Below are 21248 nucleotides of genomic sequence, written 5' to 3' on the forward strand. Positions count from 1 at the left end.
CAGTGCTTGTAAACGAACTGTCAAGCATTTGTTTTCACAGATCGTCATTAACTGATCTAAACGGTCAATCGGGACCGTCGACTGCCAGGTCCGACCCCTGAGAGGTCGGGCAAGGTGCAGGTCAAGCGCGCCCGTGTGCGGTTTGGGTAAATGAACCCCACGTGTCCACTATGGGCACTAGAGGACGGTAAAAGGTAGCTTGTTGATGTAAAGAACATGTGTAAGGCGGGAACTCTGGAGTACGGGTGGAGTCCGGATTCTGGAGCTATAGAGTCACCTCAAAAATTCACCGATAGAAAAGGATGGATGAGGTGTACACGAGACGAGGCAGAAAATGGCCAAGAGGGCGCTTCCGCCCACGTGCCATGACCGTGCTTCTGGCCGGAGCGATCGTGGCCCCAGTCGTGGTGGCGCCGCCCGCTGCGGCCGCCGCGCACACTGCGGCTCCGGCCATCGCCGATCCGCAGCCTGCCGACCCGGTAGCGCGGGGAGTAATGAGTGAGGAGGACTACGCGCTGCAGCAGGCCAAGTCCACTGGAAACCCATATGAGTTGGTCTCGGCCCGCACCGAGGCCACGGACACGTGGGCGCAGCCGGACGGCACGTTCACGGTGCGGCAGTACGGACAGGCCGTGCGGGTATGGCGGGGCGGCGCATGGGTACCCACTGACCCGACTTTGGGTTTCGCTGCCGATGGTTCGGTTGTGCCCAAGGCGGCCACGGTTCCGGTGAAGTTCTCCGGGGGCGGCTCGGGGCCGATGCTGTCGGGCATCAAGGACGGGCGCACTCTGTCGCTGTCGTGGCCCAAGCCGCTGCCCAAGCCGACGCTCAATGGGAACGTCGCCACCTACCCCGAGGTGCTGCCGGGGGTGGATCTGCAGCTCAAGGCTGAAGTCGAGGGCTTCTCGCAGCTGTTGGTGGTCAAGTCGGCTGAGGCCGCGAAGAATCCGGAGCTGGCCACGCTCAACTTCACCACCAGCACCGTTGGCCTGGACATCGCCCAGGACGACGACACCCAGTCGCTGGTGGCGACCGACCCGGCCGGTCAGACGGTCTTCACCAGTCCGGCCCCCATGATGTGGGATTCCACAACGGCTCCGGTACCTGCCGGTGCCACCAAGCCAACCATGGCGGCAAAGGGTGTGCTGGCGGCCGGGGAGGACGCCAGCACACCCGCCGACGGATTCGAGCCCGGCGCCGGCGCCAAGGACGCCGTGATGGGCACGGCGCTGAGCGCCAACTCGCTTGCCCTCACTCCGGATCAGAAGCTGCTGACCGGGGCGGACACCACGTACCCGGTGTACATCGACCCGACCTGGGGCTGGGGCGACCGGCAGAAGTGGAGCTGGACCCGCGTCTACCAGAAGTACCCCACGCAGAGGTTCTGGAACACCGACAACGTGGTACGTGTCGGCTACGAGAACGAGACCTACGGCCTGTCCCGCTCCTTCTTCCGCCTCGACACCAGCTACGTGGGCGGAGCGCAGATCCAGTCCGCCACCTTCCGCATCCGCAATACCTGGTCCTGGTCGTGCCAGAAGAGGCCCATCGAACTGTGGCGGGTCGGCGACATCTCGTCGAAGACGGACTGGAACAACCAGCCGTCCAAGATCGGCAGTGTGCTGGACACGGTGAACGACGCGAAGGGCTGGAGCAGCTCCCAGTGCGGGGCGGGGAACCTGGAGTTCAACGCGACCTCCGCGCTTCGTGACAGCGTGTCGGCCGGCCAGAACAGCCTGACCCTCGGTCTCTACGCCAGTGACGAGTCCGACACCTTCGGCTGGAAGAAGTTCGACCCGAAGACGGCCGTGCTGGAGGTGAAGTACAACCACCCGCCCAAGAAGCCCGACAAGCTCGGCACCAGCCCGCAGACCAGTTGCAGCGCGGGCGGCGCCATCGGCAACAGCCCCATCAGCGTGTACGCGCACGTCGACGACCTCGACGGGGGCAACCTCACCGCGCACTTCCAGGTCTTCAAGTCCGGCACCGCCAACGCCGTTGTGGACACCAGCATCCCGGCCCTCAAGGACCGCTACGCCACCCTCGTCCTGCCGGGCACTTCAACGCCCAGCGGCGACTTCACCTGGCGGGTCCAGACCCAGGACGGGGATCACGCCACCTCGCCGTGGAGCGAGACCTGCAAGTTCAGCATCGACCGTGACCGCCCCAGCCAGCCGCCGACCATCACCTCCACCGTGTTCCCCAACGGTGACAAGGGCTGGCCCGACGAGCCCAACGGCAACGTCAACGACAACGGACACTTCACCTTCGGCGCCAACGGCGTAACCGACGTCACCTCGTACAACTGGTGGACCGACTACGACCCCCAGGTCAACAAGGTCGACGTCAGCACGCCGTGGACCGATGAGATCAAACCCCCGGTAGCGGGCCCGCACCTCGTCTACGCCTACAGCGTGGACAAGGCCGGCAACCGCTCCGACACCGCCACCTACCTCTACTACGCCGACGGAACCGGCGTCCGGGACGCGGCAGGTGACCTCAACGGAGACGGCTTCAAGGACATCTGGAGCGTGGACGCCAACGGCACCCTGCTCACCTACGCGGGCCACGGCAACCGTCAGTTCTCCGTCGCGACTAACGGCGGCGGCGCCTTCCCCGGCCAGCAAGTCGCCACCACCGGCGACTGGGGCCAGGACGGCAAGAACGACCTGGTCTCCCTCGAGCACAGCGACATAGCGCAGCAGAACGTCCTGCGGGTCTACCCCAACAACGGCCGAGGTCTCATCAACCGGGACGGATACAGCTCCTTCGACCTCAAGGTCATCTGCGCGAAGCCCACAACGTTCGGTCCGTGCAAGGGAGTCACCGACGACCACTGGTCGGATGCCGATCAGATCCTCACCGGGGACTTCAACGCTGACAACAAGCCTGATGTCCTCGTCAAGGAACGCAAGCAGCTCTGGGCCTACTTCGGCGACCGCTCCGACTCCCTCGTCCACGTCCGTAGCCATCCCGTGCTGATGGGCGGCTCCGACTGGGACCAGTTCACCCTCGTCAGCCCCGGCGACCTCAACAAGGACGGCCTGCCGGACCTGCTCATGCGCAAGGATGACACCGGCGACATCTACCGTGCCTACGGTGAAGCCGATCCCAACGGAGCTCTCAACGCCGCAACTTGGGGCACCGCCCCACGCCGCACCAAACTCACCGGGGTCACCCTCAAGAAGAGCGACTACCCCGTCATCGGATCCTCCGGCGACTTCGATGGAAATGGAGACAGCACCGGCAAGAATCCCGGTGACGGCATCGCCGACCTGTGGGGCCGCAAGGCCGACAACACCGTGACAGGCTGGCCCGGCCAGGCCACCGGCAACGACTTCACCGGCTTCGGCCAACCGTTCACCATCGACGGCTCCGTCGGCGGCCGACGCATCACCCCCGGCACCCGACTCACCTCAGGCCAGTCCATCACCTCCAACTCGGCCAAGCTGACCATGCAGGCCAACGGCAACCTCACCATCACCTCCAACGCGAACAAGGTGATCTGGTCGACCAACACCTCCGGAAACCCGGGCGCCACCGCACTCATCCAGAGCGACGGCAACATCACCGTCAACAAGGCCGGTGACGACTCCACCTCCCTGTGGAGCACCAACCAAGCAACTACGAGCAAGCCGGAACACCTGGGCGACGGCTACGCCCTGCTCCAGGACCGCGGCAACCTCGTCGTCTATAACGCCAAGGGCCAGGCCCTGTGGTCCAGCGGTACCACCATCCGCCACGACTACAACGGTGACGGACGCAGCGATGTCGCCGACTGGTACAACTACCCGGACGGCCACGACGCCCTCCACACCCTGCTCACGAACTCGGACGGCACGTTCAAGGCCCCGTTCGAAGGTGCCGTCTTCCCCAACGGGTACTTCGACGCCACCAAGGCGCGGTTCGCCACCGGCGACTACAACGGCGACGGACGCGGCGACGTGGCGTTCCTGTACGACTACGGCGGCGGCAAGGTCAAGCTGTTCACCGCGCTCAGCAAGCCCGACGGCACCTACCAGACCCCGCTCATCGAATCGTGGTCCAGCCCCAGCGGCTGGTGGGCCAACGACCTCAAACTGGAGTCCGGTGACTTCAACGGCGACGGACGCGACGATCTGGCCGCCTGGTACTCCTACGCGGACGGCAGCGACCGCCTGTTCACCTTCACCGCCGACATTCGCGGTGGCTTCAACCCGCCCTTCGACTCCTACTACATGAAGGCCGGCAACTGGGACATCAACAAGAGCAAGTTCGTCACCGGTGACTTCAACGGGGACGGACGCGACGACATCGCCGCCCTCTACGGGTATCCGGACGGCTCGGTGAAGATGCATACCTTCGCCGCCACCCCCACCGGCGCCTTCCAACCCAGCATCCAGTCCTGGGGCGACACCGCCACTGGCTGGGGCGACTGGAACCGCACCTCCATCCAGGCCGGTGACTTCAACGGCGACGGCATCGACGACGTGGTGGCCTGGTACGACTACGCCGACGGCCACGACGGTCTCCACACCATGATCGCCAGCGGTAGCCACACCGGCGAGTTCGCCAAACCGATCCCCGCTCTGAACATGCCTGCCGGATGGTGGGACGTGAACCGGAGCAAGCTCGTCACCGGTGACTTCGACGGCGACGGACGCGACGACCTCGCCTCCCTCTACGGCTATCCCGACGGCAGCGTCCGCATGTTCACCTTCACCGCCAAGACCGACAACAGCGGAACCTTCAACGCCGGCGTCGGCAGCTGGACCACGCCCACCGGCTGGAACCTCAACGAAGCCAACGTCATCCGCCCCTACAACTAACCGGCCGAGCTAAAGGCGGTGGCCTCGTACGGAGCACCTGCTCCGCACGAGGCCATCGGCGTAAGAAGATCACGACCGGTGCGCGTGACCGCCGCACCCGTCGAGGCGAGGCCGAGCCCGGGCCTTGCGACAGGACACCCATTTCAGACGGGTGCGAGCCCCTGCTTCAGCTTCCGGCCAAGGGGCCGCTCGACGTACCGGTGTACCAGCCAGGCCAGGAGCACCATGCCGCCGGTGACCAGGGCGAGCAGGGGGTAGGTCGGGATGCGGGGTGAGAGGGTGTGGAAGAGTTCCCAGCCGATCATCTGGTGCATCAGATACAGCGGGTAGGTAGCGGCGCCCGCGAATGTCAGCCAGCGCCACCGGATCCACGACAGCCGCCCCGTGGCAACCAGCGCGAGCAGGGCGAAGGACACCGCCAGGATGAGGACAACGGGCCAGGCCGGTACCAGGCGGCCCACGTAGGCCTCGGTGCTGCGCCACATGTTGAGGGTGGCGGGCAGGCCCGCGCCGAAGCAGAGCAGCACGATGGCGGTGAGCATCAGGTTCGGGCGGAAGTGGTACATCAGGTAGAAGGCAATACCTGCGATGAAGTACCAGCTGTACTCGGGCATCACAAGCAGCCGCAGCGGGCCCGGTTCGGCCTTCGCGAACAGCATGCTCGCTGTGGCCCACACGCAGCAGAAGACCAGGACCCTGCGGTAGGTCAGCCCCCACCAAGCCGCCACCGCGAACAGGACATAGAAGCGCAGCTCGGCGAAGAGCGACCAGTACGCGCCATCCACCGACGGCACACCGAGCGGCTCCTGCAACATGGTCAGATTGGTGATCACCGACGTCCACGGCAGCGGACGATTCCCCTTCGAAAACACCGCCAGCGTCACCGTGGTGGCGAGCACCCCGAACCAGTACGCCGGATACAGCCGCACCACCCGGGAGATGAAGAAATCCCGCAGCGGCTTGCCCCAGCAGCTCATACAGATCACGAAACCACTGATCAGGAAGAACAGATGCACGCCGAGCCAGCCGTAGGCGGTCACCGGGAACACCGCGGGGAAGATCGCCTCAGGCTTCTTCGGCCAGCTGCCGACCCGTGCCGTGTAGTGGTAAGCCACCACAGACAACGCCGCCAGCAACCGCAGCCCGTCCAGCGCAAACACCCGCCCAGGCCGGGCCAGCGTCGGCGCAGCCGACTCCCGCCGCCGACGCCCGCCACCCTGCCGCGGCCCGGATATCCCCTGCACGTCATGGTCAAGCACGCTGAAACCCCCACCTGAGAAACGACCCGGGCTTGAGCACCCGCTGACCAGGAGGAAGCCTCGACCTACCTGAACGACCACAGAGCATAGAAGCCGCCTACACGCTCCGAGCACATCACCCCTTCAAAGTGCCACAGGCGCCTCTGCCAGCCGCGGACCTCCTGGCCACATCGTGGCCGCCCATAACTGGAGTTTTAGCGGCAATCCAGCCCACCCTCGCTCTGAGCCCGCTGGGAAGTCGCAGGAAACGGCCGGATAAGGAAACTGCCCCGTCGAGAAAGCTTTGAGGCACCGTCAGCCTCTGCGGTCCAGAACGTGAAGGGGTGCGGAGGCTGACAGTCTGCACTGCGGGGGACGCGGTTTTACGACAGGCGCAACGACCACCGCGGAGGAACGCTACGACGGCGCCCTGCCTCCCTGGGTGATCATGCAGGCGCGGAACTTCATGCAACTCCCGTACAACCCTCGCACCACCCCGAGGCCATCCCCCGTGCCCACCGTCGCAGGCGATACGCCCAGCCGTCTGCCGACAGCCGTCTGCCGAATCCGGACCAGTGCGGCGATCTTCGGATGCCCCCAGCGATTCCTCGCGTCCCCTGAGCGTCCCCTGGAGCAAGGAATCAGCACTCTGGAGAGCCTTCGCGGCGGCCAATCGCCCGCGTTTGTCGCAGGCCACAGGGCCCATGGGTCGCTTCAGCCCCTCCAGCACCAGACTCACGTGCAGCGGAGTCACTCCGTTGAAGCAAAGTTGCTGGCTCCGACCTGCGAGGAATCGTTTCTGCAGGTCAGAGCCGTAGCCTGTGGGGCGGGTGGGACTCGAACCCACGGCCGACGGATTATGAGTCCGCTGCTCTAACCGGCTGAGCTACCGCCCCTAACGGCGCGTCGCGCACATTTGTGCGCGCCGTCTGCCGCAGCATAGCCGCTCATACGATCTCCTGCCTCGTGTGGTCGGCTTCGCACGCCCATGAGGACTTCGCGGGGATCCCGGCGGTTCCACGGGATACGAAAAAGGACCCCGAAGGGTCCGATTCCGCTGCTCTCCCGACTGGACTCGAACCAGTAACCTGCCGGTTAACAGCCGGCTGCTCTGCCAATTGAGCTACAGGAGATCGAGCTCCCCCGACTGGACTCGAACCAGTAACCTGCCGGTTAACAGCCGGCTGCTCTGCCAATTGAGCTACAGGGGAATGCCTCGTTGCGTCGAACGTACCTACCTGGGGTGGTCCCGGGCGGCGTGCGTTCGCTGCGACACATACATTAGCGCAAGCAGGGGGGTGCTCCGCCAATCGGTTCCGCCCCGGGTGATCACGGGGCTGCGCGGGTAGGCGCGGCACACACGCTAGGGAAGGGTGACCGCCATGCGATACCGGCTCACGTTCGCCGCCGGACTGGCTCTCGGATACGTGCTCGGAACCCGGGCCGGGCGCGAGCGTTACGAGCAGTTGAAGAAGTCCGCACGTCAGGTGGCGCAGAACCCCGCGGTGCGGAACACCGCCGAGTCGGCCGCGCAGACCTCGCGCGAGGTCGCGGGCAAGGCCTTCCACGCCGTGAGCGACAAGGTCGGGGACAAGGTGCCCGCCTCCGTCGCCGACCGGGTGCGTTCCCTGCGCGAGCGCGGTCAGGGCGCCGACGACGACTGGGGCACCAGCAACACCTGACCCAGGAGCACCCAGGAGCACCCAGGAGTACGCGCGAGCACCCGCGGGCACCACCACCACGTCCTCCCGACACCGTTGTCCGGGCCGCCGCCGTCCCAGGAAGCCCTCGCGTGCGGCAGAATCTTCAACCATGGGGATAGTCGCCGGGCTGGACAGCTCTTCCGCCTTCACTCGCATCGTCGTCTGCGACACGGACACGGGTGCCGTGTTGCGGCAGGGGTACGCCCCGCACCCGGTCGAGCCGAAGGCGACCGAGGTCGATCCACAGGCCTGGCTGCTCTCGCTCGGCGAGGCCGCGACCGGCGGGCTCCTCGAAGGGGTCCAGGCCATCGGCGTCTCGGCCCAGCAGCACGGGCTCGTACCGCTGGACGGTCAGGGCAATCTCGTACGGGCCGCGCTGACCGGGAACGACAAGCGGGCGCAGGTCGCCGCCGCCGATCTGATCGACGGGCTCGGCAGCCGTGAGGCCTGGGCGCAGGCCGTCGGGTGTGTGCCGCAGGCTGCTCAAGCGGTGTCCAAGCTGCGCTGGCTGGCGCGCAACGAGCCGGATGCCGCCCAGCGCACCGCCGGTGTCCTCCAGGCGCACGACTGGCTGGTGTGGCAGTTGCTCGGTCGGCCCGCCCGCCGCACCACCGACCGCGGCGCCGCTTCCGGTACCGGCTACTGGTCCGCCGCCACCGGCTTCTACCGCCCCGATCTGATCGAGCTCGCGCTCGGCCACCAGGTCGCGCTGCCCGACGTGCTCGGGCCCTCCGAAGCGGCCGGCACCACCCCCGAGGGGCTGCTGATCTCCGCCGGTACGGGCGAGACGATGGCCGCCGCGTTCGGGCTCGGCGTCGGCGCGGGCGACGCCGTGGTCTCGCTCGGCGCGTCGGGCTCGGTCATGGCCGTGCATCACGAGGCGCTGGCCGACCCGACCGGGATGATTACGTCCTTCGCCGACGCCACCGGGATGCATCTGCCGGTCGTGCATACGAGCAATGCCGTGCGGGCCCTGCGCGGTACGGCGGAGATGCTCGGCGTCGAGGACCTCGCCGAACTCAGCGCGCTGGCCCTCAAGTCCACCCCCGGCGCCTGCGGTCTCGTCCTGCTGCCGTACCTCGAAGGCGAGCGCACGCCCCGGCTTCCGCATGCCGCCGGGACACTGTCCGGGCTGCGGCGCGAGTCGATGAAGCCGGAGCACCTGGCCCGGGCCGCGTTCGAGGGAATGCTCTGCTCGCTTGCCGACGCCCTGGACGTGCTGCGGATGCGCGGGGTCGACGTCCGGCGGGTGTTCCTGCTCGGCGCCGCCGCCGAACTGCCCGCCGTGCAGGCAGCCGCGCCGGCCATTTTCGGCACCCAGGTCGTGGTGCCGCAGCCCGCCGAGTACGCGGCGCTCGGCGCGGCCCGGCAGGCGGCCTGGGCGCTCGGCGTCTCGCAGGGCACGCTCGCCCCGCACACCCCGCCGGCCTGGCAGGGAGCCGCGGCTCAGGTCTTCGAGCCCGGTGAGGAACTGGCGGTGGGACAGGCGGTGCGGCAGCAGTACATCGCGACGCGTGACGAGATCCACCCGGGTGCCTTCGGCCAGGGTTCTTGACCCGGACCGGCCCTACGCACTTTGCTATTCCTTTTGACTCCACCCCGATAATCCCTTGAGCTTCCAGGGGTGGAGTGTCGCAAGATGGGGGGTCGAACCCCCGATCTTGCGACCCGGAGAGCCTGCGCGTGCTCATACGACTCCTGCGGTCCCACCTAGGGCCGTACAAGAAACCGATTGCCCTGCTGGTGCTGCTGCAACTGCTGCAGACCAGCGCCACCCTTTATCTGCCCACCCTCAACGCGAACATCATTGACAACGGTGTCGTGAACGGGGACACGGGTTACATCCTGGGACACGGCGGCATCATGATCGCCGTCAGCCTCGTCCAGGTGTTCTGCAACATCGGTGCCGTCTTCTACGGTGCCCGGACCGCGGCGGCCCTCGGACGCGACGTCCGCGCCGCCGTCTTCGCGCGGGTGCAGTCCTTCTCGGCCCGCGAGGTCGGGCACTTCGGGGCGCCGTCCCTGATCACCCGCACCACCAATGACGTCCAGCAGGTCCAGATGCTGGTGCTCATGGCGTTCACGCTGATGGTGTCCGCGCCGATCATGTGCGTCGGCGGCATCATCATGGCCCTTGGCCAGGACGTTCCGCTCTCCGCGGTGCTCCTCGCGGTCGTCCCCGTCCTCGGCATCGCGGTCTCGCTGATCGTGCGCAGGATGCGGCCGCTGTTCCGCACCATGCAGACCCGCCTCGACACGGTGAACCGGGTGCTGCGCGAGCAGATCACCGGCAACCGCGTGATCCGCGCCTTCGTACGCGACGAGTACGAGCAGGACCGCTTCAAGGGCGCCAACACCGAACTCACCGACGTCTCCCTCGCCACCGGCCGCCTGATGGCGCTGATGTTCCCGACCGTCATGACCGTCGTGAACGTCTCGTCGGTGGCCGTGGTCTGGTTCGGTGCGCACCGCATCGACAGCGGCCACATGGAGATCGGCCAGCTCACCGCGTTCCTCGCGTACCTCATGCAGATCGTGATGGCCGTCATGATGGCCACCTTCATGTTCATGATGGTGCCGCGCGCCGAGGTCTGTGCCGAGCGCATCGAGGAGGTCCTCGGGACCGACACCAGCGTGGTGCCCCCCAAGAGCCCGGTTCTCGAACTGCGCCGGCACGGCCATCTCGAAGTGCGGGGCGCCGACTTCAGGTACCCGGGCGCGGAGGCCTCCGTGCTGCGGGGCGTCGACCTCACGGCCCGGCCCGGCGAGACCACCGCGATCATCGGCTCGACCGGCAGCGGCAAGTCGACGCTGCTCGGGCTCGTGCCGCGGCTGATGGACGCCACCGACGGCCAGGTGCTCGTCGACGGCGAGGACGTCCGCACGCTCGACCCGGTGCTGCTCGCCAAGACCGTGTCGCTCGTGCCGCAGAAGCCGTACCTGTTCTCGGGGACCGTGGCCACCAACCTGCGCTACGGCAACCCCGACGCGAGCGACGAGGAACTCTGGCACGCGCTCGAAGTGGCGCAGGCCAAGGAGTTCGTCAGCAAGCTGGAGGGCGGCCTGGACGCGCCGATCGCGCAGGGCGGCACGAACGTGTCCGGCGGTCAGCGGCAAAGGCTCGCCATCGCTCGCACCCTGGTGCAGCGCCCGGAGATCTACCTCTTCGACGACTCCTTCTCGGCGCTCGACTACGCCACGGACGCGGCGCTGCGCTCCGCGCTCGGCCGCGAGACCGCCGAGGCCACGGTCGTGATCGTCGCCCAGCGGGTCTCCACCATCCGGGACGCCGACCGGATCATCGTCCTCGACGAGGGACGGGTCGTCGGGACCGGCCGCCATCACGAGCTGATGGCCGACAACGAGACGTACCGGGAGATCGTGCTCTCCCAGCTGACGGAGGCTGAGGCGGCATGAGCGGGCCCGGTGGACGCATGATGATGGGCGGCGGCCCGGATCAGCGGTCAATGAACTTCAAGGAATCCGGAAAACGGCTGGTCAAACGGCTGGCGCCGGAGAAGGCCATCCTGAGCGTGATGCTGCTCGCGGTCGTGGTCAGCGTCGGCCTCTCGGTGGTCGGGCCGAAGATCCTCGGCAGGGCGACCGACCTCGTCTTCGCGGGTGTGGTCGGTCCGCGGTTCCCGGACGGCATGACCAAGGCGCAGGCCCTCGATGTGCTGCGGAGCAAGGGCCAGGGCGGCCTCGCCGACATGCTCTCGGGGGTGGACTTCACCCCGGGCGGCAGCATCGACTTCGGCGCGGTCGGCACCGTCCTGCTCACCGCCCTCGCGGTGTACGTCGGCGCCGGCCTCATGATGCTGGTGGCGACCCGGCTCGCCAACCGGGCCATCAACAACACCGTGTTCCGGCTGCGCGAGGACATCCAGACGAAGCTGTCACGGCTTCCGCTGTCGTACTTCGACAAGGCCAAGCGCGGTGAGGTGCTCAGCCGTGCGACCAACGACATCGACAACATCTCGCAGACGATGCAGCAGACGATGGGCCAGCTCATCAACTCGCTGCTGACCATCGTCGGCGTGCTCGTGATGATGTTCTGGATCTCGCCGCTGCTCGCGCTCGTGGCGCTGATCACGGTGCCCTTGTCGGTCGTCGTGGCGACGCGGGTCGGCAAGCGGTCGCAGCCGCAGTTCGTGCAGCAGTGGAAGTCGACCGGCAAGCTGAACGCCCACATCGAGGAGATGTACACCGGGCACGCCCTGGTGAAGGTGTTCGGCCGCCAGCAGGAGTCGGCGGACGCCTTCGCCGAGCAGAACGACGCGCTGTACGAGGCGTCGTTCCGGGCGCAGTTCAACAGCGGTGTCATGCAGCCGCTGATGATGTTCGTGTCCAACCTGAACTACGTCCTGGTGGCGGTCGTCGGCGGGCTGCGGGTCGCGACCGGCGCGCTGTCCATCGGTGACGTGCAGGCGTTCATCCAGTACTCGCGGCAGTTCTCGATGCCGCTGACCCAGGTCGCCTCGATGGCGAACCTGGTGCAGTCCGGTGTCGCCTCGGCCGAGCGGATCTTCGAGCTGCTCGACGCCGAGGAGCAGGCCCCCGACACGGCCTCGCCCGAGCGCCCGGAGGTGCTGCGCGGCGCGGTCTCGCTGGAGAAGGTGTCCTTCCGGTACGAGCCGGAGAAGCCGCTCATCGAGGACCTCTCGCTGACGGTGGAGCCCGGGCACACGGTCGCGATCGTCGGCCCGACGGGCGCCGGCAAGACCACGCTGGTGAACCTCCTCATGCGGTTCTACGAGGTCACCGGCGGCCGGATCACCCTGGACGGGGTCGACGCGGCGAAGATGACCCGCGAGGAACTGCGCTCCGGGATCGGCATGGTGCTCCAGGACACCTGGCTGTTCGGCGGCTCCATCGCCGACAACATCGCGTACGGCGCCGCCAAGGACGTCACGCGCGAGGAGATCGAGGAGGCGGCGAAGGCGGCCCACGCCGACCGCTTCATCCGCACGCTCCCCGAGGGCTACGACACGGTCATCGACGACGAGGGCACCGGGGTCAGCGCGGGCGAGAAGCAGCTCATCACCATCGCGCGGGCGTTCCTGTCCGACCCGGTGATCCTGGTCCTCGACGAGGCGACGAGTTCGGTCGACACCCGTACCGAGGTGCTGATCCAGAAGGCGATGGCGCGGCTCGCCCACGGGCGTACGTCGTTCGTCATCGCGCACCGGCTCTCCACGATCCGGGACGCGGACGTGATCCTGGTGATGGAGAACGGCTCGATCGTCGAACAGGGCACGCATGACGAGCTGTTGGCGGCGGAGGGGGCGTACGCCCGTCTGTACGCGGCCCAGTTCGCGCAGGCGGTCGCCGAAGTCGACTGATCCGCAAGGCGGTTGAGGGCCTGGCCGGTACGGAGGTGTCTTCCGTACCGGCCCCGCGTCAGTCCAGGTAACCCCTCAGCTGATCCGCGAACGCGTGGTCTCGGAGTTTGTTGAGCGTCTTCGACTCGATCTGACGTATGCGTTCACGGGTCACGCCGAAGATGCGGCCTATCTCCTCCAGCGTGCGCGGCCGCCCGTCGGCGAGCCCGTAGCGCAGTTGGACGACCTTGCGTTCGCGCTCGCCGAGCGTGGAGAGCACGGCCTCCAGATGCTCGCGGAGCAGCAGGAACGCCGCGGATTCGACGGGGGACGCGGCGTCGCCGTCCTCGATGAGGTCGCCGAGCGCGACATCGTCCTCCTCCCCCACCGGCGCGTGCAGCGAGACCGGTTCCTGGGCCAGGCGCAGGACTTCGCCGACCCGCTCGGGTGTCAGGTCGAGCTGGGCGGCGACCTCGTCCGGGGTCGGCTCGTAGCCGCGCTCCTGGAGCATCCGGCGCTGGACGCGCACCACGCGGTTGATGAGTTCGACGACGTGGACGGGGACGCGGATGGTGCGGGCCTGGTCGGCGAGCGCCCGCGACATGGCCTGGCGGATCCACCAGGTCGCGTACGTCGAGAACTTGTAGCCGCGCGCGTAGTCGAACTTCTCGACCGCCCTGATCAGTCCGAGGTTTCCCTCCTGGACGAGGTCGAGCATGGTGAGCCCGCGGCCCACGTACCGCTTGGCGACGGAGACCACCAGACGCAGGTTCGCCTCGATGAGACGGCGTTTCGCCATCCGGCCCATGACGACCAACTTGTCGAGATCCACGGCGAGTTGGGAGTCCAGGTCGGGGGTGTTGCTCAGCTTCTCCTCGGCGAAGAGGCCGGCTTCCACGCGCCGGGCGAGCTCGACCTCCTCGGCCGCGGTGAGCAGCGGGATGCGGCCGATCTCGCGGAGGTACTGGCGGAAGAGGTCGGAGGACGGGCCGCCGGTATCCACCCTGCCCGGCTGCGGGTCGGGTGGTTCGGGGGCCTCTTCCTCGGCGGCCTGTTCGGGCGCGGGGCCGGCCTGCGGCCCGGCGTCCGGGCCTGACGGCTCCACCTCCGGGTGGTGTACGGCCCGAGACTGCGGCGGTACGGCCGTGACGACGTCGTTGTCGGTCAGGGTCTGGGTCTGCACGGGGGCGACCTCCAGGGTGATCGCTGCCGGATCGGGGGCGTGCGGCAGCGGGACGGGGGCGGCCGGGCCGCATTCCGTCCCGTACACGATGAGCGGATCCGCGGGGGTGAGGTGCCCACCCCCGCGGGTGGGCCGGCCGCGCTCCGAGGACTCAGGCACCGCACCCAGTGTGGGGTACGACACATGGTCGCCGCGACGGGCGTGCGGTGACTTTTTGAAGCCGGTGCGTGACCGGGTGGTTACCCGGATGGATATGCCGACGCTGACGCGCCCACGCCTGTCGGGCCGGAACGCCCGGCCGGATGCCGGTAGTTGTGACGAAGGCCTTCCGTGGAACGGCTACCCAGTACGGCCGCGGTTAAGAGCCTGTGGCCAAAGCGGGCGCCCCCGCACTCCCTGCGGGGCGCCTACAGCGCTGCCGCGCCTTTGTTGCGCAGGGCCTGGCCGTACTGCTGGAGGACCCACAACTCGTTCTGGACGGCGGCCAGTTGGGCCGGGTCGCCGTTCTGTCCGAGGCGTGCCAGGGTGCCCTGGATGTCCAGGAGGCGGCGGTCGACGGCCCGGCGGCGGACCGCGACCAGCTGCTCGCCTGCGTACGCCTCGTCGACCGTGCGGGCGTGGATGGCCTCCACGGCGAGTTCGGTGACCAGGGCGCGCACCACGTCGTTGGGGGCCGAGTCCATGACGGCCGGGAGGTAGTCGGAGGGGGCGTCGGTGGCGCCGCCCGCTTCCTGGATGCACTGGCGGACCGCCGCGTAGGGCGGCGCGGTGAACTCGTCGATGCCGTACGCGTCGAACGCCGGGGAGACCAGGTGCGGGTGCTGCAGGGCCAGCTTGAGGAGCTCGCGCTCGGTGCGGTGGGCCGGGCTGCGCAGGTTCAGGGCAGGGCCGGGGGCCGCTGCCCGGGGGGCGGCGGTCTCGTACTGCTGGCGGCGGTTCTGCGCGGGCGCCGGGCCCTTGCCGCCGCGGTCGCGGGCCCAGCGGGCGAGCTGGGCGACGCGCTTCACGACGAACTGGGTGTCCAGGATGCCGAGGATTCCGGCGAGTTGGACGGCGACCTCGTGCTGGGACGCGACGTTCTTGATGCGGGCGACGATGGGGGCCGCCTCGTCGAGGGCCGCGGCCCGGCCCGCCGGGGTCTCCAGGTCGTAGCGCCCCACGATCTGGCGGATCGCGAACTCGAAGAGCGGTGTGCGGGGTTGGACCAGGTCGGCAACCGCCTCGTCACCCTTGGCCAGGCGCAGGTCGCAGGGGTCCATGTTGTCGGGGGCGATCGCGATGTACGTCTCGGCGGCGAACTTCTGGTCGTCCTCGAAGGCGCGCAGGGCCGCCTTCTGCCCGGCCGCGTCACCGTCGAAGGTGAAGATCACGCGGGCCGAGCCGTTGTCCATCAGGAGGCGGCGCAGGATCTTGATGTGGTCGCCGCCGAACGCCGTGCCACAGGTGGCGATGGCGGTGGTGACTCCGGCCAGGTGGCAGGCCATGACGTCGGTGTAGCCCTCGACGACCACCGCGCGGCTGGACTTGGCGATGTCCTTCTTCGCCAGGTCGATGCCATACAGGACCTGCGACTTCTTGTAGATCGGCGTCTCGGGGGTGTTGAGGTACTTCGGGCCGTTGTCGTCGTCGCGCAGCTTGCGGGCGCCGAAGCCGACGACCTCGCCGGAGACGTCGCGGATCGGCCACATCAGGCGGCCGCGGAAGCGGTCGATGGGGTTGCGGCGGCTCTCCTGGGCGAGGCCCGACGTCAGGAGCTCCTTGTCGGTGAAGCCCTTGCCGCGCAGGAAGCGGGTCAGGTGGTCCCAGCCCGCCGGGCTGTAGCCCACCCCGAAGTGGGCGGCCGCGGCCTGGTCGAAGCCGCGCTCGGCGAGGAACTTGCGGCCGATCTCCGCCTCGGGGCTGCCGAGCTGCTCGATGTAGAACTGGGCGGCCGCCTTGTGAGCCTCGACCAGGCGGATCCGCTCGCCGCGCTGGTTCGAGGGGTTGTAGCCGCCCTCTTCGTAGCGCAGCGTGATGCCCGCGGTGGCGGCGAGCCGCTCGACCGCCTCGGAGAACGACAGGTGGTCGATCTTCCGGATGAAGGCGATCGTGTCGCCGCCCTCCTGGCAGCCGAAGCAGTGGAAGAGACCCTTGCTCGGGCTGACCTGGAAGGACGGGGACTTCTCGTCATGGAAGGGACAGAGGCCCTTGAGGTTGCCTCCCCCGGCGTTCCGCAGCTGGAGGTACTCGGACACGACGGCGTCGATCGGGACCGCGTCCCGTACCGCCTTCACGTCGTCATCGTTGATCCTGCCTGCCACGCGTGAAGTCTACGGGGACGGTACGACACTCAGGGTGCGAGGGAGCCGAGGTCGACGGCAGGATCGGCCAGCGCCTCGGTGTCCACCTGAGCCCCGCCCCGGATCAGGGCCTGGATGGGCTCTGTGACATCCCACACGTTCACGTTCATCCCGGCCAGGACCCGGCGCTCCTTGAGCCAGAACGCGATGAACTCGCGCTTGCCCGTGTCCCCCCGGATCACCACCTGGTCGTACGAGCCCGGCGGCGCCCACCCCGAGTATTCGAGCCCGAGGTCGTACTGGTCGGAGAAGAAGTACGGGACCCGGTCGTAGCTGACCTCCTGGTCCAGCATCGCGCGGGCCGCGGCCGGGCCGCCGTTCAGCGCGTTCGCCCAGTGCTCGACGCGCAGCCGGGTGCCGAGCAGCGGGTGGTGGACGGCGGCCACGTCGCCCGCCGCGAAGATGTCGGGGTCCGAGGTGCGCAGCGAGGCGTCCACCGCGATGCCGCCGCCGTGCGCCCGGTCCGCCATGGCCAGGCCCGCGTTCTCGGCGAGCGAGGTGCGCGGGGCGGCGCCGATCGCGGCCAGCACGTCGTGCGCCGGGTGTTCCTCGCCGTCGTCGGTGCGCGCGGCGAGCACCATGCCGTCCTGGCCGACGATCTCGGTGAGGCGGGCGCCGAAGTGGAAGCGGACGCCGTGATCGGCGTGCAGGTCGGCGAAGAGCTGGCCGAGCTCGGGGCCGATCACGTTGTGCAGCGGGGTCGCCTCCGGCTCCACGATGGTGACCTCGGCGCCGTACCCCCTGGCGGCGGCCGCGACCTCCAGGCCGATCCAGCCGGCACCCGAGATGACGAGGTGGCCGTTGTCGCGGCCGAGCGCCTTGAGGACGTGCTTGAGCCGCTCGGAGTGGGCGAGGCGGCGCAGGTGGTGGACGCCCGCCAGGTCGGTGCCGGGGATGTCCAGGCGGCGCGGCTCGGCGCCGGTGGCGAGCAGCAGCCGGTCGTACTGGATGACGGTGCCGTCGCCCAGCCGGACCGTCCTTGCCGCCCGGTCGATGGTGGTGACGATCTGGCCCAGGTGCAGCTCGATGTCGTTCTGCGCGTACCAGGCGGGCTCGTGCACGAAGACGCTGTCGCGCTCCTCCTTGCCGGCCAGGAACCCCTTCGACAGGGGCGGCCGCTCGTAGGGGTGCTCGCGCTCGTCGCCGATGAGGATCACCCGCCCGTTGAAACCCTCGGACCGGAGGGTCTCGGCGGCTTTCGCCCCCGCGAGACCGCCTCCGACAATGACGAATGTCCGATCTGCGTCGACCACTTGATGCCTCCTCGGTGCTTGCTGCGCGGCGCCGCCACCTGCGAGCGTCCCGCACGGAGCGTGATGGGGGAAGAGGGCTTGCTCCGTTGGGACGCGGCGACGGCTGGGATTACCGGTGGTGCACGGTGAGTCTGGAGTGGAGCGAGCGGGCCGCCGCGTCGGTGAGCGAGGCGATCTGGTCGACGATCACCCGCTTCTTCGTACGGTCGTCGCCCGCCTCGTCGTACAGCGCCCGGAACTGCGGGTCGAGCCCGTCGGAGGGGGCCCTGGCGGTCAGCGCTTCGGCGAGCTCGGCAAGGACGACGCGCTGGTCGGCGCGGAGCCGCTCCTGCTCGTCGCGCTGCATGACATAGCGGTCGGCGACCGCCTTCAGCACGGCGCATTCGTTGCGGGTCGCGCGCGGCACGACCAGCTCCGCGCCGTACCGGGTGAGGTGTCCGGTGCCGAACGCGGCGCGCGTCGCGCCCTCGGCGGCCAGGCAGAACCGGCCGATGAGCTGGCTGGTGGCGTCCTTCAGGCGGGCCTGGGAGACCGCCGTGCCGTCGTAGCCGCGCGGCCACCAGTCCTGCTCGACGAGCCGCTCCAGGGCCTCGGCCAGCTCCTGCGGATCGGTGTCGGCGGGCACGTACCGGCCGATGGCGACGCGCCAGATGTCGGCCCGCTCCGTCTCGGAGAACAGCGCGCCCTGGTCGATGTGGCCGGCGTGCAGCCCGTCCTCGAAGTCGTGCACCGAGTACGCCACGTCGTCCGACCAGTCCATGACCTGGGCCTCGAAGCACTTGCGGTAGGGCGTGGCACCCTCCCTGACCCAGGCGAACACCGGCAGGTCGTCCTCGTACACCCCGAACTTCACCGAGGCCGGGTCGGAGGGGTGACCGCCGCGCGCCCAGGGGTACTTGGTGGCCGCGTCCAGGGCGGCGCGGGTGAGGTTGAGGCCGACGCTGACGGGCTCCCCCGTCACCGAGGAGCGTACGAACCGCTTCGGTTCGAGCCGGGTGAGCAGGCGCAGCGACTGGGCGTTGCCCTCGAAGCCGCCGATGTCCTTCGCGAAGTCGTTGAGCGCCTGTTCGCCGTTGTGGCCGAACGGCGGGTGGCCCATGTCGTGGGCCAGGCAGGCGGCTTCGACGAGGTCCGGGTCGCAGCCGAGCGCCGCGCCCAGCTCGCGGCCGACCTGGGCGCACTCCAGCGAGTGCGTGAGCCGGGTGCGCGGGCTGGCGTCCCAGGCCTGGCTCCGGGAGCCGGGCGTGACGACCTGCGTCTTGCCGGAGAGGCGGCGCAGCGCCCCCGAGTGCAGCACGCGCGCGCGGTCGCGCTGGAAGGCGGTGCGGCCGGGCCGCTTGTCGGGCTCGGCGGCCCAGCGTTCGGTGTCGGCCTCGGCGTAGAACTCCATGCACCGACAGTAAACGGAGTCGCTGACAAGTGGGCTCAAGGGTGCGTCGAGGCTCGCCTCATGGGGAGACGGATGCGGGGGTGGGCCTGCTTCAGGCCGACAGGAGTGCGGGGGTGAGCGTGGGGGCGAATTCGGCGTCACGCGCCGTCGTCGGCGTCCGCGTCAACGCCTCTTCGTAGCGGTGCAGGACGAGCCTGGCCATGGCCGGATGCGCGCCCATGGGGGCGGCCGCGATCCACGGCGCCTTTGCCGCGCTTTCGGCCGCGAAACGTCCCGGAGCGGTGAAGTACGAGGCGACCGCGACGCGGTGCCTGCCGCGCGCGGCGAGGGCGCGCAACGCCTCGGGCACGGTGGGCGAGGCGGCCGAGGAGTACGCGGGCAGCACGGGCACCCCGCCGAGGCGCTCGCTCAGCAGCATGGCGGTGCGGCGGGTGTCGGCGGCCGAGTCCGGGTCGCGCGATCCGGCGGCGGCGAGCACGACCCCGGTGCCGCGCACGGTTCGGGCGTCGAGGTGCCAGCCCGCTTCGACGAGCCGCCCGTACAGGGCCTCGACGAGCAGCGGATGCGGGCCGAGCGGGGCCGCGACGCGGGCGCTCAGGTGCCGGCCCGCCGTGGCGAGGGTGTGCGGGATGTCGTGCTTGACGTGGTGGCCGCGGCCGAGCAGGAGCGGCACGACGACGGCCTGCCCCTCCAGTGCGGCCAGGGTGTCGGGCAGCAGGGGGCGGTTCAGCTCGATGTGGCCGAGCCGGACGTCGAGGCCCGGCCGCAGTTCACGGACCCGTTCCAGGAGGGCGGTGACCGTCCGCAGCGCGCCGGGGTCGCGGCTGCCGTGCGCGACGGCGACGAGGGCGGGGCGGGCGGTGGGCGTCATGGAGGTGCGGGTTCCGTTCAGTCGTACATGGCTGAGCTGGCTGCCCAGTTGGGCCGTGATGCGGGTGAGGAGCTGCGCGGTGCTGTCGAGGGGAAGGGGATGGCTCCGCGGCGGGGTGGTCGGCTGGCCTTGTGGAAAGAGGTGGCTCGTCTCCGGCTCCGTCATGAACCGATCCTGCCGGGCGTACGTTGCCGGGTCGTTGCGCGGCGGTGACGGGTGTTTTCCATGGCCTCACGGGGGCGGCGGGGGCCGGGTGCGGCGGGGCGCTTCGGCTCCGGCCCGCCGGCGGAACACCCACGAGCGGCAGGGGCATGTCACAGAGCTGTATGGACCGTGCGGTGCGGCGAACCGGCCCGGCGCCCGCGACGTCCATCCCCTCGTACACCGCCGAAGACCACCAGTGAGCAGCCCACCAGGGGGACCACGTGCCGCGCATCCGACTGAAGCGACCGCGTCTGCCGCGCACCCGCGCCGGCCGGCGCCGCCTCGTGCAGGGCGTCGTCGCCGCGTGCGTACTCGCGCTGGCGCCCGTCACCTGGCTGTACGCGACCACGGGCGACCGCATCGGCACGGTGGCCGACGCCCCGGCGTCCGGGGTCGCCGTGGTGTTCGGAGCCGGTCTGTGGGACGGCAGGCCCTCGCCGTACCTCGCCCACCGCCTCGACGCGGCCGTGGAGTTGTACCGGGCGGGGAAGGTGAAGGCGGTCCTGGTCACCGGCGACAACGGCCGGCCGAGTTACGACGAGCCCGACGCGATGCGCGGCTACCTTGTCCAGCACGGGGTTCCGGACAAGAGCGTGGTCAGCGATTTCGCGGGGTTCGACACCTGGGATTCGTGCGTACGGGCCAAGAAGATCTTCGGGGTGGACCGGGCCGTCCTGGTCAGCCAGGGCTTCCACATCCGGCGCGCGGTGGCGCTGTGCGAGGCCGCGGGCGTACGGTCCTACGGCGTCGGCGTCGATGCCGTCCACGATGTGACCTGGTACTACGGCGGCACCCGCGAGGTGTTCGCCGCGGGGAAGGCCCTCCTCGACGTGGCGTTCCAGCCGGACCCGACCTTCCTGGGCCCCAAGGAGCCGGGGGTCGCCAGGGCACTGGCGGGCTGACGGGTGGCGGCAGGGGGCTGGCGGGCTGACGGGTGG

General features: G+C 69.2%; 12 protein-coding genes and 3 tRNA genes. 6 read left to right on the forward strand and 9 right to left on the reverse strand.

All coding sequences use genetic code 11. The features are described 5' to 3' along the window. Window positions 1-365: 365 nt before the first annotated feature. Complete coding sequence (locus ACWC2B_RS01450; RefSeq protein ID WP_450714383.1) at window positions 366-4808, forward strand: FG-GAP-like repeat-containing protein; 4443 nt, start codon at window positions 366-368, stop codon at window positions 4806-4808. Window positions 4809-4951: 143 nt separating this feature from the next. Here the strand turns inward: ACWC2B_RS01450 and ACWC2B_RS01455 are convergent, their stop codons facing one another. The 4 genes from ACWC2B_RS01455 to ACWC2B_RS01470 form a co-directional block, all read right to left on the reverse strand. After that, the gene (locus ACWC2B_RS01455) at window positions 4952-6067 is read right to left on the reverse strand and encodes an acyltransferase family protein (RefSeq protein ID WP_450714538.1); all 1116 of its coding nucleotides are present in this window, start codon (window positions 6065-6067) and stop codon (window positions 4952-4954) included. A gap of 801 nt (window positions 6068-6868) precedes the next feature. Beyond that, window positions 6869-6942: transfer RNA gene (locus ACWC2B_RS01460), tRNA-Ile, on the reverse strand. Between the two features lie 164 nt (window positions 6943-7106). Next, window positions 7107-7179 (reverse strand) — tRNA-Asn (locus ACWC2B_RS01465). A gap of 5 nt (window positions 7180-7184) precedes the next feature. After that, a tRNA-Asn gene (locus ACWC2B_RS01470) sits at window positions 7185-7257 on the reverse strand. A gap of 171 nt (window positions 7258-7428) precedes the next feature. On the opposite strand from ACWC2B_RS01470, the gene ACWC2B_RS01475 reads away from it, so the two are divergent. The 4 genes from ACWC2B_RS01475 (at window position 7429) to ACWC2B_RS01490 (ending at window position 13091) form a co-directional block, all read left to right on the forward strand. Beyond that, the gene (locus ACWC2B_RS01475) at window positions 7429-7728 is read left to right on the forward strand and encodes a YtxH domain-containing protein (RefSeq protein WP_450714539.1); all 300 of its coding nucleotides are present in this window, start codon (window positions 7429-7431) and stop codon (window positions 7726-7728) included. A 130-nt stretch (window positions 7729-7858) separates the two neighbouring features. Further along, window positions 7859-9304 carry an FGGY family carbohydrate kinase gene (locus tag ACWC2B_RS01480; protein WP_450714384.1) on the forward strand — a complete coding sequence of 482 codons (1446 nt, stop codon included), beginning with the start codon at window positions 7859-7861 and terminating at the stop codon, window positions 9302-9304. A gap of 128 nt (window positions 9305-9432) precedes the next feature. Continuing rightward, on the forward strand, window positions 9433-11166 hold the full coding sequence (locus ACWC2B_RS01485; RefSeq protein ID WP_450714385.1) for an ABC transporter ATP-binding protein: 1734 nt from the start codon (window positions 9433-9435) through the stop codon (window positions 11164-11166). Then, the gene (locus tag ACWC2B_RS01490) at window positions 11163-13091 is read left to right on the forward strand and encodes an ABC transporter ATP-binding protein (protein WP_450714386.1); all 1929 of its coding nucleotides are present in this window, start codon (window positions 11163-11165) and stop codon (window positions 13089-13091) included. The genes ACWC2B_RS01485 and ACWC2B_RS01490 overlap by 4 nt, the downstream gene beginning before the upstream one ends. 58 nt (window positions 13092-13149) lie before the next feature. On the opposite strand, the gene ACWC2B_RS01495 is transcribed toward ACWC2B_RS01490, so the two are convergent. From ACWC2B_RS01495 to ACWC2B_RS01515, 5 genes are all read right to left on the reverse strand, one after another. Beyond that, the gene (locus ACWC2B_RS01495) at window positions 13150-14412 is read right to left on the reverse strand and encodes an RNA polymerase sigma factor (protein WP_450714387.1); all 1263 of its coding nucleotides are present in this window, start codon (window positions 14410-14412) and stop codon (window positions 13150-13152) included. Between the two features lie 248 nt (window positions 14413-14660). After that, on the reverse strand, window positions 14661-16553 hold the full coding sequence (gene dnaG, locus ACWC2B_RS01500; RefSeq protein WP_450714388.1) for a DNA primase: 1893 nt from the start codon (window positions 16551-16553) through the stop codon (window positions 14661-14663). A 29-nt stretch (window positions 16554-16582) separates the two neighbouring features. After that, window positions 16583-17845 (reverse strand): NAD(P)/FAD-dependent oxidoreductase, encoded by a 1263-nt coding sequence (locus tag ACWC2B_RS01505; RefSeq protein WP_450714389.1) that lies wholly within the window; start codon window positions 17843-17845, stop codon window positions 16583-16585. 109 nt (window positions 17846-17954) lie between these two features. Further along, entirely contained in the window at window positions 17955-19235 is a 1281-nt protein-coding gene (locus tag ACWC2B_RS01510; RefSeq protein ID WP_450714390.1) for a deoxyguanosinetriphosphate triphosphohydrolase, read from the reverse strand. A gap of 91 nt (window positions 19236-19326) precedes the next feature. Next, window positions 19327-20271, reverse strand: a complete 945-nt coding sequence (locus ACWC2B_RS01515; RefSeq protein ID WP_450714391.1) for a sirohydrochlorin chelatase — start codon at window positions 20269-20271, stop codon at window positions 19327-19329. 260 nt (window positions 20272-20531) lie between these two features. Between ACWC2B_RS01515 and ACWC2B_RS01520 the strand changes: the two genes are divergently transcribed. Then, on the forward strand, window positions 20532-21212 hold the full coding sequence (locus tag ACWC2B_RS01520; RefSeq protein WP_450714392.1) for a SanA/YdcF family protein: 681 nt from the start codon (window positions 20532-20534) through the stop codon (window positions 21210-21212). Window positions 21213-21248: the final 36 nt, after the last annotated feature.

It is taken from the genome of Streptomyces sp. NPDC001415 (assembly GCF_053597395.1).

Bases quoted from the DNA above. Each gene is read 5' to 3' on its own strand.
- ACWC2B_RS01490 (WP_450714386.1), top strand. From the start codon at position 11,163: ATGAGCGGGCCCGGTGGACGCATGATGATGGGCGGCGGCCCGGATCAG.
- ACWC2B_RS01450 (WP_450714383.1), top strand. From the start codon at position 366: ATGACCGTGCTTCTGGCCGGAGCGATCGTGGCCCCAGTCGTGGTGGCG.
- ACWC2B_RS01510 (WP_450714390.1), bottom strand. From the start codon at position 19,235: ATGGAGTTCTACGCCGAGGCCGACACCGAACGCTGGGCCGCCGAGCCC.
- ACWC2B_RS01475 (WP_450714539.1), top strand. From the start codon at position 7,429: ATGCGATACCGGCTCACGTTCGCCGCCGGACTGGCTCTCGGATACGTG.
- ACWC2B_RS01515 (WP_450714391.1), bottom strand. From the start codon at position 20,271: ATGACGGAGCCGGAGACGAGCCACCTCTTTCCACAAGGCCAGCCGACC.
- ACWC2B_RS01480 (WP_450714384.1), top strand. From the start codon at position 7,859: ATGGGGATAGTCGCCGGGCTGGACAGCTCTTCCGCCTTCACTCGCATC.